The sequence below is a fragment of the Thauera carbonicopians genome (assembly GCF_025699485.1).
Taxonomy (GTDB): Bacteria; Pseudomonadota; Gammaproteobacteria; order Burkholderiales; family Rhodocyclaceae; genus Thauera.
Genome location: NZ_JANUXN010000015.1, coordinates 74,430 through 90,913 on the forward strand (window position 1 = coordinate 74,430; position 16,484 = coordinate 90,913).

General features: G+C 65.7%; 13 protein-coding genes. 12 read left to right on the forward strand and 1 reads right to left on the reverse strand.

The genetic code is table 11. The features are described from left to right. Nucleotides 1-189: 189 nt before the first annotated feature. The 12 genes from NX068_RS16455 to NX068_RS16510 all read left to right on the forward strand — a co-directional run bounded on the left by NX068_RS16455 (nt 190) and on the right by NX068_RS16510 (nt 15,029). Nucleotides 190-1,257 (forward strand): HlyD family secretion protein, encoded by a 1,068-nt coding sequence (locus tag NX068_RS16455; RefSeq protein WP_263462341.1) that lies wholly within the window; start codon nt 190-192, stop codon nt 1,255-1,257. Beyond that, a complete protein-coding gene (rbbA, locus tag NX068_RS16460; protein ID WP_263462342.1) occupies nt 1,254-4,073 on the forward strand; it encodes a ribosome-associated ATPase/putative transporter RbbA in 2,820 nt (939 codons plus the stop codon). The genes NX068_RS16455 and rbbA overlap by 4 nt, the downstream gene beginning before the upstream one ends. An 11-nt stretch (nt 4,074-4,084) precedes the next feature. Beyond that, entirely contained in the window at nt 4,085-5,224 is a 1,140-nt protein-coding gene (locus NX068_RS16465) for an ABC transporter permease (protein WP_263462343.1), read from the forward strand. Nucleotides 5,225-5,302: 78 nt separating this feature from the next. Beyond that, a complete protein-coding gene (locus NX068_RS16470) occupies nt 5,303-6,400 on the forward strand; it encodes an NADH:flavin oxidoreductase/NADH oxidase (RefSeq protein WP_263462344.1) in 1,098 nt (365 codons plus the stop codon). 79 nt (nt 6,401-6,479) lie between these two features. Beyond that, complete coding sequence (locus NX068_RS16475) at nt 6,480-6,839, forward strand: 5-carboxymethyl-2-hydroxymuconate Delta-isomerase (protein WP_263462345.1); 360 nt, start codon at nt 6,480-6,482, stop codon at nt 6,837-6,839. A gap of 77 nt (nt 6,840-6,916) precedes the next feature. Beyond that, nucleotides 6,917-7,252: a lysozyme inhibitor LprI family protein gene (locus NX068_RS16480; RefSeq protein WP_327084832.1), complete on the forward strand. Its 336-nt coding sequence runs from the start codon at nt 6,917-6,919 to the stop codon at nt 7,250-7,252. A 130-nt stretch (nt 7,253-7,382) separates the two neighbouring features. Next, complete coding sequence (locus NX068_RS16485; protein ID WP_263462347.1) at nt 7,383-7,973, forward strand: RNA polymerase sigma factor; 591 nt, start codon at nt 7,383-7,385, stop codon at nt 7,971-7,973. After that, entirely contained in the window at nt 7,970-9,001 is a 1,032-nt protein-coding gene (locus tag NX068_RS16490) for a FecR family protein (RefSeq protein ID WP_263462348.1), read from the forward strand. The genes NX068_RS16485 and NX068_RS16490 overlap by 4 nt, the downstream gene beginning before the upstream one ends. Before the next feature lie 218 nt (nt 9,002-9,219). Then, the gene (locus NX068_RS16495; protein ID WP_263462349.1) at nt 9,220-12,126 is read left to right on the forward strand and encodes a TonB-dependent receptor; all 2,907 of its coding nucleotides are present in this window, start codon (nt 9,220-9,222) and stop codon (nt 12,124-12,126) included. A gap of 2 nt (nt 12,127-12,128) precedes the next feature. Further along, the gene (locus tag NX068_RS16500; RefSeq protein WP_263462350.1) at nt 12,129-13,043 is read left to right on the forward strand and encodes an ABC transporter ATP-binding protein; all 915 of its coding nucleotides are present in this window, start codon (nt 12,129-12,131) and stop codon (nt 13,041-13,043) included. 10 nt (nt 13,044-13,053) lie between these two features. After that, on the forward strand, nt 13,054-13,746 hold the full coding sequence (locus tag NX068_RS16505; protein ID WP_263462351.1) for a hypothetical protein: 693 nt from the start codon (nt 13,054-13,056) through the stop codon (nt 13,744-13,746). After that, entirely contained in the window at nt 13,743-15,029 is a 1,287-nt protein-coding gene (locus NX068_RS16510) for a DUF4857 domain-containing protein (protein ID WP_263462352.1), read from the forward strand. Before NX068_RS16505 ends, NX068_RS16510 begins: the two co-directional genes overlap by 4 nt. Here NX068_RS16510 and pdxR read toward each other — a convergent pair. Further along, nucleotides 14,959-16,461: a MocR-like pyridoxine biosynthesis transcription factor PdxR gene (pdxR, locus tag NX068_RS16515; RefSeq protein WP_263462353.1), complete on the reverse strand. Its 1,503-nt coding sequence runs from the start codon at nt 16,459-16,461 to the stop codon at nt 14,959-14,961. The two genes, NX068_RS16510 and pdxR, sit on opposite strands and share 71 nt — an antisense overlap. Nucleotides 16,462-16,484: the final 23 nt, after the last annotated feature.

Here is a 16,484-nt window from a genome sequence, read left to right on the forward strand (position 1 = left end):
GCTATTACAACGACGCGGCGCTTGACGATGATATTCGGCAAATGTTGGAATGCAAGTGCACCGCAGCATTTTTCTTGCCTGTCCGCATAGGTTGCACAACGCCGGCTTGGGACGGCTGCTGCGGGCATCCGGACCGCGCCTCAACCCGAAACGTGGCCCGGAGAGTGGCCCGATGAGCGGAAAAATGCCATGAAAATCGACATCAAGAACAAGGCGGCATGGATCGTCGCCGCCCTCCTCGCCGTCTCGGCCGTCATCGCGTGGCAAGTTCTCGGCCGCAACGGTGACGACGGCAGCTTCGTCCACGGCAACGGCCGCATCGAAGCCACCGAAGTCGACGTCGCCGCCAAGGCTGCCGGACGCGTGCAGGACATCCTGGTCAACGAAGGCGACTTCGTCGCCGCCGACCAGGTCATCGCCCGCATGGACATGAAGACGGTCGAAGCCCAGCTCGCCCAGGCCCGCGCGGAAGCCGCCAATGCCCGCAGCGCGCGCGAAACCGCCCTCGCCCAGGTCGCCCAGCGCAAGGCCGACGTCGCCATGGCCGAGGCGACGCTGGTGCAGCGCCGTTCCGAACTCGACATCGCGCGCAAGACCAGCGCCCGCTCGCAGGCCTTGCGCGCCGACCGCGCCATCTCCGAGCAGGTCGCCGACGACAATCTCGCCCGCGTGCGCAACGCCGAAGCCAACATCAACGTCGCCCAGGCCCAGATCGCTGCCGCCCAGGCCGGCGTCAAGGCCGCCGAAGCACAGGTCGAGCAGGCCGAAGCCGCGATCCAGGCCACGCTCGCCGTCGTCGCCCGACTGGAGACTGAGCTGGAGGACGGCGTACTGAAGGCGCCGCGCGGCGGCCGCGTGCAGTACCGCATCGTGCAGCCGGGCGAAGTCGTCGGCGGTGGCGGCAAGATCGTCAGCCTGGTCGACATCGGCGACGTCTACATGACCTTCTTCCTGCCCGAAATGGCCGCCGGCCGCGTCGCCATCGGCACCGAAGCGCGCATCGTGCTCGATGCCGCCCAGCACTACGTGATTCCGGCGCACATCTCCTACGTCGCCAGCGTCGCGCAGTTCACCCCGAAGACGGTCGAAACCCAGAGCGAACGGCAGAAGATGGTGTTCCGCGTCAAGGCCCGCATCGACCCCGAACTGCTCGCAAAGTATCCCGAGCACGTCAAGACCGGCCTGCCCGGCGTCGCCCACGTCCGCCTCGACGACAGCAAGCCCTGGCCCGACGAGCTGCAGACGAGGCTGCCGTGAATTCCGCGACCGGACCGGCGGCGCCTTCCACGGCGCCGGTCGTCCGCCCACCCGTCGTTCGCCTCGTCGATGTCGAGCACCGCTACGGCGACACGCTCGCCGCCGACCATGTCACGCTCGACATTCCGGCCGGCTGCATGGTCGGCTTCATCGGCCCCGACGGCGTCGGCAAATCCACCTGGCTGGGCCTGATCGCCGGCGCGCGCCAGATCCAGCAAGGCAAGGTCGAAGTCCTCGGCGGCGACATGGCCAGCGCCCGCCACCGCCGCGACGTCTGCCCGCGCATCGCCTACATGCCGCAAGGCCTGGGCAAGAACCTCTACCCGACGCTGTCGGTGTTCGAGAACGTCGATTTCTTCGGCCGCCTGTTCGGCCAGTCGCGTGCCGAACGCGAGGAGCGCATCGCCGACCTGCTGGCTTCGACCGGCCTTGCCGAATTCGCCGACCGTCCGGCCAACAAGCTGTCCGGCGGCATGAAGCAGAAGCTCGGCCTGTGCTGCGCGCTGATCCACGACCCCGACCTGCTGATCCTCGACGAACCCACCACCGGCGTCGATCCGCTGTCGCGCCGCCAGTTCTGGGAACTGATCGATCGCATCCGCGAGCGGCGCCCGGGCATGAGCGTGCTCGTCGCCACCGCCTACATGGAAGAAGCCGAACGCTACGACTGGCTGGTCGCGGTCGACGCCGGCCGCGTGCTGGCGACCGGCAGCCCGGCGGAACTGCGTGAACGGACGGGCGCCGACACGCTGGAAGACGCCTTCCTCGCCCTGCTGCCACCCGAACGGCTGGGCGATCACACGCCGCTGACGATTCCGCCGCTCGAAGCCGGCGAGACCGTCATCGAGGCGCGCAAGCTGCAGATGCGCTTCGGCGACTTCGTCGCGGTCGACGACGTCAACCTGCAGGTACGGCGCGGCGAGATCTTCGGTTTCCTCGGCTCCAACGGCTGCGGCAAGTCGACGACGATGAAGATGCTCACCGGCCTGCTGCCGCCCACCCGCGGCGAGGCGCTGCTGCTGGGCGAAGTCCTCGATGCCCACAACATCGACACCCGGCGCCGGGTCGGCTACATGTCGCAGGCGTTCTCGCTGTACGCCGAGCTGTCGGTGCGGCGCAACCTGCAGCTGCACGCTGACCTGTTCCATCTGCCGAAGGCCGAAGGCGAAGCCCGCATCACCGAACTGGCGCGCCGCTTCGATCTCGAGCCGGTCATGGACGAAGTGCCCGAGGCGCTGCCGCTGGGTATCCGCCAGCGCCTGCAACTGGCGGTCGCGGTGCTGCACCGGCCCGACGTGCTGATCCTCGACGAACCGACTTCGGGCGTCGACCCGGTCGCGCGCGACCACTTCTGGGAGCTGATCATCGACCTGTCGCGCAAGGACGGCGTGACGATCTTCATCACCACCCACTTCATGAACGAGGCACAGCGCTGCGACCGCATCTCGCTGATGCACGCCGGCCGCATCCTGGCCAGCGGCGCGCCCGACGAACTGGCTGCGCAGCGCGGCGCCGCCTCGCTGGAAGATGCCTTCGTCGGCTATCTGGCCGAGGCGAGCGGGGTGAAGCTCGGAGGCTCTGGCGGAGGGGCCGATACAAACGCCCCGGCTGAAACCAACGCCCCGTCTCCCCAGCTTGCTCCGGCGAATGGAGAGGGAGAACGGGCCGGCAGCACCTCGCACTCGCGCCCGCCCCGCTTCAGCCTCGCCCGCCTGCTCAGCTTCAGCACGCGCGAGGCGACCGAACTGCGCCGCGATCCCTTCCGCCTGACACTGGCGCTGCTCGGCACCGTGATCCTGATGCTGGTGATGGGCTACGGCATCACCACCGACGTCGAGGACCTGAGCTATGCCGTGCTCGATCTCGACCGCAGCACCGCGAGCGAAAGCTATACCCTCAACATCTCCGGCTCGCGCTACTTCCAGGAACAGCCGCCGCTCGAAAGCCATGCCGACATCGACCGCCGCATGCGCGCCGGCGAACTGGCGATGGCGCTGGAGATTCCGCCCAACTTCGGCCGCGACCTCGCGCGCGGCGCGCGGCCCGAGATCAGCGTCTGGCTGGACGGCGCGATGCCGATGCGGGCCGAGGTCGCGCGCGGCTACGTCATGGGCGTGCATGCGCAGACGCTGACCGAGGCGATGGCCAGCGCCGGCATTTCCGCCGCGCCGCTCGCCGACATCGCCGTGCGCTACCGCTACAACCCGGACATGCGCAGCCTGATCGCGATGGTGCCGGCGGTGATCCCGATGCTGCTGGTCTTCATCCCGGCGATGCTGACCGCGCTCGGCGTGGTGCGCGAGAAGGAATTGGGCTCCATCCTCAACGTCTACACCACGCCGGTCACCAAGCTCGAATTCCTGCTCGGCAAGCAACTGCCCTACATCGCGCTGTCGATGTTCAACTGCGTGCTGATGTTCGTGCTCGCGATCACCCTGTTCGACGTGCCGTTCAAGGGCAGCCTGACGGCCTTCTTCACCGGCGCGCTGCTCTACGTCACCGCCACTACCGGCCTGGGGCTGCTGATGTCGACGCTGACCAACAGCCAGATCGCGGCGATGGCCGGCACCTCGATCGGCACCCTGCTGCCGGCGATCCAGTTCTCCGGCATGCTCGATCCGGTGTCCTCGCTCGAAGGCGGCGGCGCGCTGATCGGCGAAATGTATCCGACCACGCACTTCCTCACCATCAGCCGGGGCACCTTCTCGAAGGCGCTCGACTTCGGCGACCTGGGCGGCGCCTTCATCCCGCTGCTGATGGCCATTCCGGTGCTGACGCTGCTGTCCGCGCTGTTGCTGAAGAAACAGGCCCGCTGAAGAGGAAGACCATGGGCACACGCAACGGCACCCTGCACAACACCTGGCACCTGGGCATCAAGGAGTTCCACAGCCTGCTCGGCGACTGGCCGATGCTGTTCATGATCGTGTTCATGTTCACCGTGTCGGTGTATGCCGACGCCACCGCCAAGCCCGAAAGCCTGCACCGGGCCTCGATCGCGGTGGTCGACGAGGACCAGTCGCAGCTGTCCAGCCGCATCATCGCCGCGCTGCACCCGCCGCAGTTCATCGACCCGGAGCGGATCGAACTGGCGGAGATCGACCCCACGATGGACGCCGGCCGGCACACCTTCGTGCTCGACATTCCGCCCAACTTCCAGCGCGACGTGCTGGCCGGCCGCTCGCCGGCGCTGCAGCTCAACGTCGATGCCACCCGCCAGAGCCAGGCGCAGACCGGCACCGGCTACATCCAGAACATCGTCAACGATGAGATCCGCAGCTTCGTGCAGCGCTACCGCAGCACCGCCGCGCAGCCGGTGCAACTGGTCGAGCGCGCGATGTTCAACCCCAATCTCAGCGGCGGCTGGTTCGCGGCGGTGACGGCGATCATCAACAACATCACCATGCTCGGCATCCTGCTCACCGGCGCCGCGCTGATCCGCGAACGCGAGCACGGCACCATCGAGCATCTGCTGGTGATGCCGGTGACGCCCTTCGAGATCATGCTGTCCAAGGTCTGGTCGATGGGCGTGGTCGTGCTGCTGGCCTCGTCCTTTTCGCTGCAGGTCATGGTCAAGGGCGTGCTGGGCGTCGTCGTGCCCGGCTCGGCGCTGCTGTTCGGCGCGGCCTCGCTGCTCTACCTGTTCGCCGCCGCCTCGATCGGCATCTTCATGGGCACGCTGGCGCGCAACATGCCGCAGTTCGGCCTCATGACCATCCTCGTGCTGCTGCCGCTGCAGATCCTGTCGGGTGCGCTGACACCGCGCGAAAGCATGCCCGAGCTGGTGCAGTGGCTGATGTCGCTGACCCCCACCACCCACTTCGTCAGCCTCGCCCAGGGCATCCTGTTCCGCGGCGCCGGCCTCGACGTGGTGTGGCCCGCCTTCGCCATGGTGGCGCTGATCGGCGGCGTCTTCTTCGCCCTCGCCCTCCATCGCCTGCGCAGCACCATCGGCAAGATGCAGAGCTGAACCGGCCGCGCCGCCAGCACTTCAGCGGCCCCCGATTTCCTTCATCGCACTCCTCGCCCGGACCAAAGGACCCGCTCCATGTCGGCACTTTTCCAGCCCTTCACGCTCAAGGACGCCACCCTCCGCAACCGCATCGCCGTCCCGCCGATGTGCCAGTACATGGCCGTCGACGGCGTCGCCAACGACTGGCACCGGGTGCACTACCCCGCGCTGGCGCGTGGCGGCGCCGGCCTGGTCGTCGTCGAGGCCACCGCGGTCTCGCCGGAAGGCCGTATCACCCCCGCCTGCCTCGGCCTGTGGAACGAGGCCCAGGCCGAAGCGCTCGCCCCCATCGCCGCCGCGATCAAGGCCGCCGGCGCCGTGCCCGGCATCCAGATCGGCCATGCCGGCCGCAAGGCCAGCGCCAACCTGCCGTGGGAAGGCGACGACCACATCGCCGACGGTGATCCGCGCGCGTGGCCGACGATCTCGCCCTCGGCCGTCGCCTTCGGCGCCAACCTGCCGAAAGTCCCCAGGGCGATGACACCGGAGGACATCGCCCGCGTCCGCACCGACTTCGCCGCCGCGGCCCACCGGGCGCTCGATGCCGGCTTCGAATGGCTGGAACTGCACTTCGCCCACGGCTACCTGGGCCAGAGCTTCTTCTCGGTACACGCCAACCAGCGCGACGACGCCTACGGCGGCAGCGCCGAAAACCGCGGCCGCTTCCTGCTCGAGACCCTGGCCGCGGTGCGCGAAGTCTGGCCCGAGAACCGCCCCCTCACCGCCCGCTTCGGCGTCATCGAATACGACGGCCGCGACGAGGAAACGCTGGCCGAAGCCATCGGCCTCAGCCGCAACTTCAAGCGCGGCGGGCTCGACCTGCTGAGCGTCAGCGTCGGCTTTTCCACGCCGAAGGCCGGCATCCCCTGGGGCCCCGCCTTCCTCGCCCCGGTCGCCACCCGCGTGCGCGAAGAAACCGCCCTGCCCGTCGCTTCCGCCTGGGGCTTCGGCACCCCCGAGCTCGCCGAAGCCGCTATCGCCAGGGGCCAGCTCGACCTCGTCATGGTCGGCCGCTCCCACCTCGCCAACCCGCACTGGCCGATGCATGCCGCCAAGGTACTGAAGGTCGAGCGCCCGACCTGGGTGCTGCCGGCGCCGTATGCGCATTGGCTGGAGCGGTATCGGACCGAGTGAAGTCGGAAGGCCTCTACCGCATCAACAATAATTTTCAAGCCAGCGCTGCATCATCGCTTAGCTTGCTTCAAGGTCACCAATGCCGCATCTCACCATCGAATACACGAAAGGCGTACAAGGCGTGAACACCAGCGCCGCCCTCCGGGAGCTGAACGAGGTTCTCGTCGCATCCGGTCATTTCGAAGAGTCGCACATCAAGAGCCGCGCAGTCCTGATCGAGGATTTCGCGATCGGCACAGCGCTCGAGCCAAGAGGCTTCGTTCACGCAAAGCTGGCCATCCTGAGTGGCCGGACTCCAGAGGTGAAGGAAGCACTTTCTAGCAGTGTGCTGCAAGCGCTGCAGAAGATCTGCCGATCGCAGGGGCCGCACGTACAGCTCTGCGTGGAGATCATGGACATCGACCGCGCTTCGTATTCGAAGGCAGAGCATCGCCCGTAGTTTTCTCATCAGTCAGGCGCAAATGGAAGGAAAAAACGCATAACGAAGATCGCCCTCACGGCGTCGCTCATCTTCCTGTGAGTATCTGCTCACTCAAGCGCCCCCCTATCGTCCAGCCTAAACGCAGTGCATGGACAGGCGCCACGGCGGCAATGCAGGACTGCGCCGGCGAGGAGCACGCCCGGCAGGACGCCAGACACGATTCGGCATACGAGAAGCTCATGGCCTTGCTCCCTGCCGGGCGGCAGAACGAACTCCGCATGATGCAGCGGCTGTGGCTTCAGAACCGCGATGCGAATTGCGGCTTCTACGCAGATCCCGACGGGGGCACGCTCGCCACGCCCGGAGCGGTCCAGTGCGGACTGGAAATGGCCATGCAACAGGCGAGAGAGCTTGAGTTGCTGGCGCAGTGAGGCCTGAAAACCTCATCAAAGCTAGACAAGCTCCCGTATTCCCCCCATAGAGGGCTCCTCTCCACGGACAGAATTGCCAGCAGCACCGCCACCATGGATAATTGAGATCACTTCTCATTCAAATTTATTCATGAGCAACCGCGCCGAATCAGCAAGCGACCTCGCCGACGCCTTTGCTCACTGGCAGCCAAAGCTGTTGAGGACGCTTTTCCGGCGGCTGGGCAACCGCGACGATGCCGAGGATATCGCCCAGGAATCCTTCGCCCGACTCGCGGCTGCCAGCAAGACGCTGCCGCTCGACGAACAGGGACCTTACCTGCAGCGGATCGCGCAGAACCTGTCGCACGACCAGTGGCGCAACAGCCCGGCCCGGCAACAGATCGAAGTCATCGCCTACGACGACTGTGAAATGACGGCAGACGGCATCGCAACCGAGGGCGTCTGCCCCTGCTCCCGTACCGAGCAGCGCCAGCGCCTCGAACGCCTGCAACAGGCGCTCGACGAACTTCCGGAACGCCAGCGGGAGGCCTTCATACTTCACCGTTTCGACGGCCTGCCGCAGGACGAGGTCGCCGAGCGCATGGGCATTTCCCGGCGGATGGTGGTCAAGCACCTCGCCCGCGCCTTTGCCTATTGCGAGATCCGCCTCCACTATGCCAGCCTGGAACAGATGGAACGCCTGCATCCCGCCACGTCCAGACGTGTGGATGACGACTCATGACCGCCCCGACCCCGAACGTGGAACTCCACGAAACCGCTGCCGAGTGGTTCCTGCACCGCCGCGAGGCGTCATGGACATCGGCTGACGAGACGGCGTTCACCGAGTGGCTGGCCGCCGATCCGGCACATCGGCTGGCTTACGACAAGCTCGCCCGTACCTGGAACGACTTCGACCATGTCCGGCGTCCGGCGCTGGCGGCAGACATCGATGCAAGGACACTCGATGCGCCCGCCAGCCAACCCGTCAACACGTCCCGCTCATCACCCGGCCCGCGCCGGCACTGGCTCCACAGCCTGTTCGGCGGCCTCCCCGCCCCGGCCATCGCCACTGCCTGCATCGCGCTGGTGGTGGGCAGCTGGCTCGCCTGGGACAACATCCCACGCTACAGCATCGAACTCGCCACCGCCCACGGCCAGACCGAACAACTCGCCCTGCCCGACGGCTCCAGCATCGTCCTCAACATGGACAGCCAGATGCAGGTTCGCTACTACCCCCGCCGCCGCGAAGTCCGGCTCGGCCGCGGCGAAGCCTTCTTCCGCGTCGAAAACGGGCCTGAGCGTCCGTTCATCGTGCGCACCGGCAACAGCGAGGTACGCGTCGTCGGCACCGCTTTCAACGTCCGTGCCGTACCGCCCGGGCTGAACGTCAAGGTGCTCGAGGGCGTGGTCGAGGTCCGCATCAACACATCCTCCAAGCAAGCGCCGGTACGGCTTGCCGCACGACAAGGCCTCCTCTTCGATCAGGCCGGCAGGCGCTACCAGACCACTCCCCTGCTCGCCGAAACCGTCGGCGACTGGCGCGACGGCCAACTGGTCTTCCGCCGCAGCCGCCTCGCCGAAGTCGCCGAAGAGCTTGGCCACTACCTCGGCCAGCCGATCGAGTTGCGCGGCAAGGACACTGCCGAGCTGCGCGTCTCCGGCTACGCAACCACCCGCGCCCCGCAAGCCTTCCTCGAATCCTTGCCCGATCTGCTGCCGGTGCGGGTGCAGCGACAGGACGACGGCAGCTATGTGATCGCCAGGCGCTGAGCTGCGGCGAAAAATTTTCACCGACATGGTTCTCATTTCGGTGAAAACACCGTTCTAGCTATCAGAGCCCGGTTTTTCCCGGCCCAACGGCTGACAGCCACGTCACGGAAGACTCCCAGACTAGCCACCGGCCGCTTTCGCTGCACGCCCAGTTCGCCTGGCGTGCGTCCGAAGCGCGACGGGGTTCGCGCTTCATCTCGATCACGGATGGAGTCGTAATGCAGGCAAACAAGTTCAAGGGGCGGCTGCTGGCCGCACATCTGCGCGGATACACGGCAGCATTCCGGCCGGCGGCGGTTTCGCTGATGGTGGCATCAGCGCTGGCAGTGATGGCAGCGCCGGCCGGTGCGCAGGAGGCGCGCGTCGAATTCGACATTCCGGCCCAGGCGCTGGACAGCAGCCTGCGCGCTTTCGCCCAGCAATCGAAGACCCAGGTGCTGTTCGACGAAGCGACGGTTGCCGGACTGCGGGCCCCCGCGCTCAAGGGCAACTACTCCACCGGCGAAGCCCTTGCGCAACTGCTGGCGGGGAGCGGTATCACCGCGAGTCTGTCGCGGCCGGGGGCGTTCACCCTGAGGGCGGCAGCAAGATCTCGCGAGAACACGCTGCCGCCGGTCGTGGTGGTAGAGAAGGCCGAATGGGACATCGATCGCGAGCTGCTGGACAGGATGCCGAACAAGTCCAGCTCCATCGAAGGTGCACTCGCCCTCCACTCCCAGGTACAGACCAGCAACAACGCGGAACGCTCGATGCAGGGCGGCGAGATCAAGCCGCCGCAGATTTCCATCTCGGGCGGCAAGCCTTACGAAAACCGCTACGTCATCAACGGCCTGGGCAACAACAACTACGTCGCACCGCCCACCTCCAGTTCGGGCGTGGCCTCGAACGGCAGCGTGCAATCTGCCTACCTCGACGACATCAAGGTAGGCAGCCAGCCGCTCGGCACGGCGCAGTCCTACAACCTGGACCCCGACTTGCTCGACAACATCGAACTGCAGGATTCACGCATTTCGGTCAATCACAGCGGCTTCACCGGCGGCGTCGTTTCCGCCGACACGCGCAAGCCCGACCCCACCCGTTTTGGCGGCAAGATCCGCTGGGGCCACAATCGCAGCAGCTGGGACAAGCGCTTCTACGATGAACTTGGGCTGCGCGGCGAGGCCTTCGACGAATCGTTCAGCGCCCTGCGCCAGCCGGAGTACACCCGCAACACCGGCGGCTTCATGCTCAACGTGCCGATCAGCGAAAACTTCGCCGCCATCGTCGCCTATGACAAGACGCTGTCGAAGATTCCGCTCAAATACACGGCCTTGTCAGCCAACACGCTTTCCACCGAAACCGCGAAAACCAAGGAGCAGACCCGCTCCGCCGAAACCTTCTTCACCTCGATCGGCGGCCGCACCGAATCCGGCCTGGACGTGAACCTGACCGGCGTTTATTACAAGTACAACGGCAATTACTTCAACCCGCGCGCGATCAATTCGGAATGGGAGCAGGAGCAGCGCACCTACGATTTCGCGCTCAACCTGTCGAAGAACCTGGCCGCCGGCAAGGCCAGCGCCAAATTCAAGTACGGCAACATGATTTCCAACCGCGAGGTCGAATCCAACGTCTACAAGCCCTGGTACACCTATGGCGAAACCAACTGGGGCGCCGCCACATCCTGCACGAACGCCAACATCCTTGCCAACGGCTTGTTCTCGGGCTGCACGTTTTCCGCCGACGGCAACACGCTGGCCAATGATCTGGACTTCAAGCAGCGCACCTTCCAGACTGCACTGGATTTCGAGTTCAACGAGCTGCAACTGGGCAGCACCACGCACCGTTTCGCGGTCGGCCTGAACAACGAAATCATCAAGGGCGAAGCCATCGGCGGCGAGGCCGTCCAGTACAACCTCGGCCTGGCTGCCATCAACGGCCCGCTCGCTCCCGGCCAGGATGGCGTGAGCTACAACAACGCCAGCAGCGGCGGCGCGCTCCGTGACCAGTATTTTTACCAGAAGAGCGTCTACGCCGGTTTCGACCGCGACGCCAAGGTGCAGACCTGGTCGCTGTGGCTGCAGGACACCATCGCCTTCTCCGACTTCATGCTGCGCCCCGGCCTCCGCATCGATTATGATGACCAGTTCCGCAACACCAACGTCGCACCGCGTGTCGCCGGTAGCTGGAACGTGCTCGGCCGGAATGTCGCCATGCTGCACGCCGGGCAGGCCCGCTACTACGGCGGCCCCAACCTGTATTACTCCCTGCTCCAGGCTTCGGGCGGCGCAGCCATATACAGGCGCGGCCTTCCCGGCACCATCGGCGCCGATGGCCTAGCCCGCTGGATGCAGATATCGAGCGGCTCTGTCGGCGCGGAATACGAAGCCGAAGACCTGAAAACCCCTTATTCGGACGAGACCAGCTTCGGCTTCGATCTGAAGCTCCAGGGCGGCTTCCTCGTCAATTACAACTACGTCTACCGCAAGGGCAAGGACGGCATCATGCGCCGCTTCCAGCAGAACGGCAGCTATGCGGCCACCAACGATGGTGAAAACACCTATACCGGCCACACCATCGCGATCTCCAACGACTACTTCAGGAACCACTTCTTCCGCCTCAGCACCACCTTTGCCGACAGCAAATCGAACTATCTCGACTACACGGCGGACAGCGCCAGTTGGTCTGATCTGAGCGGCATGGTCGATCGTTCCCGCGTCATCTACAACAGCAAGCTGATCGACGCCAACGAGCTGGACCTGAGCAACTTCAACCGTCCGCTGCAGATCGTCGGCTTGTGGAGCACCGCGCTGTCGGAGCGTGTCCATCTGACGACGACCGGTATCTGGACGCAGAAAACCGACGTGCTGGTCAACGGTCCCCGGGTTACGCTCGACGACGGCTGGCGGGTGAACTCCTACACCAAGGGCAAGCTGCCTTCGCGCTTCACCGTCGACATGTCCCTGGGCGTCGACCTGTACCGCAACAAGGACCAGAATCTGCGGGCCACGGTAGACGTCTATAACGTGTTCAACCGCAAGATTCAGAACGGTATCGGCTCGTACACCGTCGGCGGCCAGTCGGTGTTCTTCGACTACTACGCACCGGGCCGCTCGGTCGCGGCCAAGCTGGAATACAGCTTCTGAGCGTGGCGAATTCGACACAAACACAGTCCGTGCCGGCGCTGATCGAATGTGATCGGCTCCGGCACAGCTACGCCGGCAAGCAGGTGTTGAACGGCCTGTCCTTCCAGGTCCGCAAGGGCGGCATCCACGGCCTGCTGGGCAAGAACGGCGCCGGAAAAACCACCACGATCAACATCCTGATGGGTTTCCTGGAACCGTCGGGCGGCGGCTGCCGGGTCCTGGGCGATCCCAGCCACCTGCTGCGGCCCGAAACGCGCCGGAAGATCGGGCTGCTGCATGAAGGCTTCACCCAGCACGACTTCATGACGATCGCGGAGCTGGAGAAGTTCTACCGCCACTTCTATCCGCACTGGCAGCCACAGGTATTCACGCAACTGGTGCAGAAGCTGCCGGTACCGTCCAGCCGGCGGCTGTCGAAGCTTTCGTTCGGCCAGCGCTCGCAGGTGTGCCTGGCGCTGATCATGGCGCAACTGCCCGAGCTGATGATCCTGGACGATTACTCGATGGGCCTGGACGCCGGCTACCGCCGGCTGCTGCTGGACTACCTGCACGCCTATGCCGAGGAATACGGCACGACGATCCTGCTGACCTCGCATGTGGTGCAGGACCTCGAGCGCCTGATCGACCACATGTTCATCATCCAGAACGGCAGCCTGCTGTATTCGGCCGTACGGGGTCGTTTCTTCGAATCGCTCAGGCAATGGCGCTTCCAGCGCAGTCCGCAGGCCGACCAGTTGGAAAGGACGGCGGTGCTGACCAGCGTCGAGCATATCGGCAGACACAGCATCGTCTGCTCCTTCCACGACGAAGCGCAGGTGCGCCAGGCCTTGCTGCAAAAAGGTGTCATGCCAGAAGACTGGCAGGAGATCCCTCTGAGCTTCGAAGACGCCTTCCTGAGCCTGACCGGAAAATACTGAGCGCAGGATCATGAGAGATATGCATGCAACGATGGCCGTACGGGGCCTGCTGTACAAGGAATGGATTAAGCTGCGCTACCTCGGGCTGCTGCCCTTTGCGCTACTGCTGATCGCACTGGGTAATTCGTTCTACGACATGCACGGCCTGAAGTCGGCCAATGGCGGACAGGCCTTGTGGCATGCGGTGATCTTCCGTTCGCACATGCCTTTCGAGGCGATGCGGTACCTGCCGCTATTCTCCGGCGTCTGGCTGGCCGCAGCCCAGTTCGCATCCGAATGCCGCAACCGGCGGCTGCGGCTGTTCTTCCACCTGCCGGTCAACGAGCACAAGGCCCTCTTCCTCATCCTCGGACTGGGTGCCGGCCTGCTGTCGCTGCTGATCGGCATCCTGTGCCTTGCCCAGGTCAGCATCACCGGCCTGTTCATGCCCGCGGAAGCAGCCAGGCTGTCGATCCTCACGCTCGCCCCCTGGTGCCTGGCGGGTTTCATCGCCTACGCCGCCACTGCACTGATCTTCATCGAGACCTCGGTTGTACGGCGGCTGTGGCATGCCGGCATTGCCACGGTATTCGTGCTGGCGCTGATCGACGGCCGCAGCTATGGCAGCCACATCGACGGCTTGCCGTGGTTCGGTCTGATCGCCGTGCTCTGGTTCGTCGCCATCAGCAACGTGCTCGACCGCGTGAAGAGAGGCCGGTCATGATGCTGATCTCACGCTTGGCACTGGCGATCCTGTCGGTGCTCGCGCTGGCAAGACTACTGCCCGGCTACGTCGGGCAGGTGTTTCCGCGGGACTACGAGACCGTCCTCATCGCCTACAGTGCGGACCAGGAAGGCCTGATATTCAAGCACTACCGCAGCGGCAACTGGTCCTACAGCGACGAGCGGGGCAATCCGCTGAGCGAGGACGAAATGCGCGCGGCGCTGCCCTTCGCCCATATCCACGAACTGGAAAGGCTGGGCAAACTGCCCGCTGAAGTTGCCGGCTGGCGCTTCGATCCCGAGGCGGCCGCCAGGCACGGAACCCGCATGCGGCTGATGCCGCGCCAGCTGGACAAGCCCGATTTTTCGCTCTACACGCTGATGGAATCGATGCCGGGCGCCAAGGGTCTGCAGACTCCGCCCGACATGTTCCGCATGACGGATCGCATCGAGTTCATCGACGCCGCGTCGAACCGGATCGACGAGACCAAGAGCCAGCGCTACAGCCAGGCCCTGGCCGAAGCGGGATTCACGCACCCGGCCAGGCTGGTCGGCGACAATGCCAGCACGCAGAAAGCCTACGACAACGGCGCCCTGCTGGTGGATGCCGAAGGACGGGTCTTCCATCTCTGGCGGGTCCACGGCGAACCACGGGTGATGCGCACGGACACCGTGCTGCCGCCATCCGCGCTTGCGATACGCGTGCTCCAGCTGCCCAGCCGTGAGTACCACGGCATCGTCACGCTGCCGGATCGAGTGCTGCTCCTCGATTGGGCAAACCACGCAGCACATCGCCTGCCACTGGACGGCCACGAACCTTCAGCCGAATCCCTCGCCGTCGAGGAAACCCCCTTGCACTGGGAGTTTTCCCACACCGGGCATGAGACCGGAATCCGGCAATTCGTGCTGACCGACCGGCAGTTCGAGCCTTTGCTGCGCCACACCTGGCATGAAGGCGATGCCGACGCCGGAAAGCGGGCGATACGCGCCACGGTCATGGGCTTCCTGTTCCCCTTCAGGCTCGAGTTCCAGATCGACGAACGTACCCAGCGCAAGCCCTACTTCAACACCTTCGGCGCGCCGTGGTGGGTGACGCTGGCCGGCATTGCCAGTGCGCTGTGCGCCCATATCCTGTGGTGCCGGCGACGCCACGACCGTCGGCCCCATGCACTGGAGCTTCTGTTCGTTCTGCTCACCGGCTGCTTCGGTGCGATCACGCTGGCGGTGCAGGGGCCGCTGATGCCCCGGCACCAGGATATGACGAGCGCCCCCCTGCAGCCCTGATTGCCGCAGCCAGACGGTCGATCGCTTCGGCAATCGCGCCCTCCGCCAGATTGCCGTAGCCCAGCACCAGTCCATTGCATTCCGCCGGCGGCCGGGTGAAGCCGGACAGCGCCTGTGCGCCCAGTCCATGAGCAGCGGCATGGCGGAGCACTTCGGCATCCGGCACTTCGTCCGGCAACCACAGCACCAGGTGAAGGCCGGCCTCGCCGCCCGACAATTCCACCTGCTCACCGAAGGCGGCGATCAATGCAGCGCGCAGTGCTGCCTGACGCGCAGCATAGCGGGCACGCATGCGCCGCAGATGGGCGGCGTAATGCCCACGCAGGATGAAGTCGGCCAGCGCGCGCTGCTCGACACCCTGGCCAGCGCGCGTCGCCATCGCCGCAGCACGGGCGAAATCGGCTGCGACAGCCCTCGGCAACACGGCATAGCCCAGGCGCAGCCCCGGATAGAGTGTCTTGCTGAAGGAGCCGAGGTAGACCACCGGTGCGTCGGACTGCAGGCCGAACAGCGCAGGCGGCGCCGGTCCGCCGCGGCGGAACTCGCTGTTGTAGTCGTCCTCGACGATCCAGGCACCGGCCTGTTGCGCGCGCTCGATCAGCGCCAGGCGACGTGCCAGCGACATGACCCGGCCGGTGGGATACTGGTGCGAAGGCGTAGCCATGATCAGGCGCGGGCAGTGGTCGCGCCAATCGCCCTCGGCCGGCGCCAGCCCTTCGGCATCGACAGCGACGTCATGCACCCGAAGCCCGGCCAGGCTGAAAGCGGCGCGGGCGGCGATGTAGCCGGGGTTCTCGACCCAGACCGTTTCGCCCTGGTCGGCAAGCAGGCGGGCACAGAGATCCAGCGCAGCCTGCGCACCGCTGGTGATGACGACTTGCCCGGCATCGACGGGCAGACCGCGCACGCTGGTGAGATGACCCGCCAGCGCCTCCCGCAGCACCGGATCGCCGCCTTCCCGGGTGTAGCCGAGCTGCCGCCAGCTCACATCACGCCAGGCTCGCTCCAGGCAGGCCCGCCAGGCGCGGAAGGGAAAGGCGCTGTAATCCTGCACGCCGAGCGAGAACGGCAGAGCGCCCTCCTCTCCCACCGGCATCGACTCCAGCATGTCTGCCGCGCGGGCCGACAGTTGCTGCGGTGCGCGCGCAGTCTTTGCATCATCGAACGACACAGCACTGCGAACGGGCAGTCGCGCGACCCGGGTGCCCTGACGGTCGGCTTCGAGACAGCCTTCCGCCGCCAGTTGCTCGTAGGCGAAAAGCACCGTGTTGCGCGCGATGCCCAAGGATGCGGCCAGGCTGCGGCTGGCCGGCAGGCGCGTGCCCGGCGGCAGGCGACCGGACAGGATGGCTTCGCGCAGGCGCCGGTACAGTAGGCGCTGGCGCGGAACAGCATCGGGCAGCGGCGGCGCGAGCAGCCAGTCGAACTCCATCGTGGCTCCATGAATAATGCGAT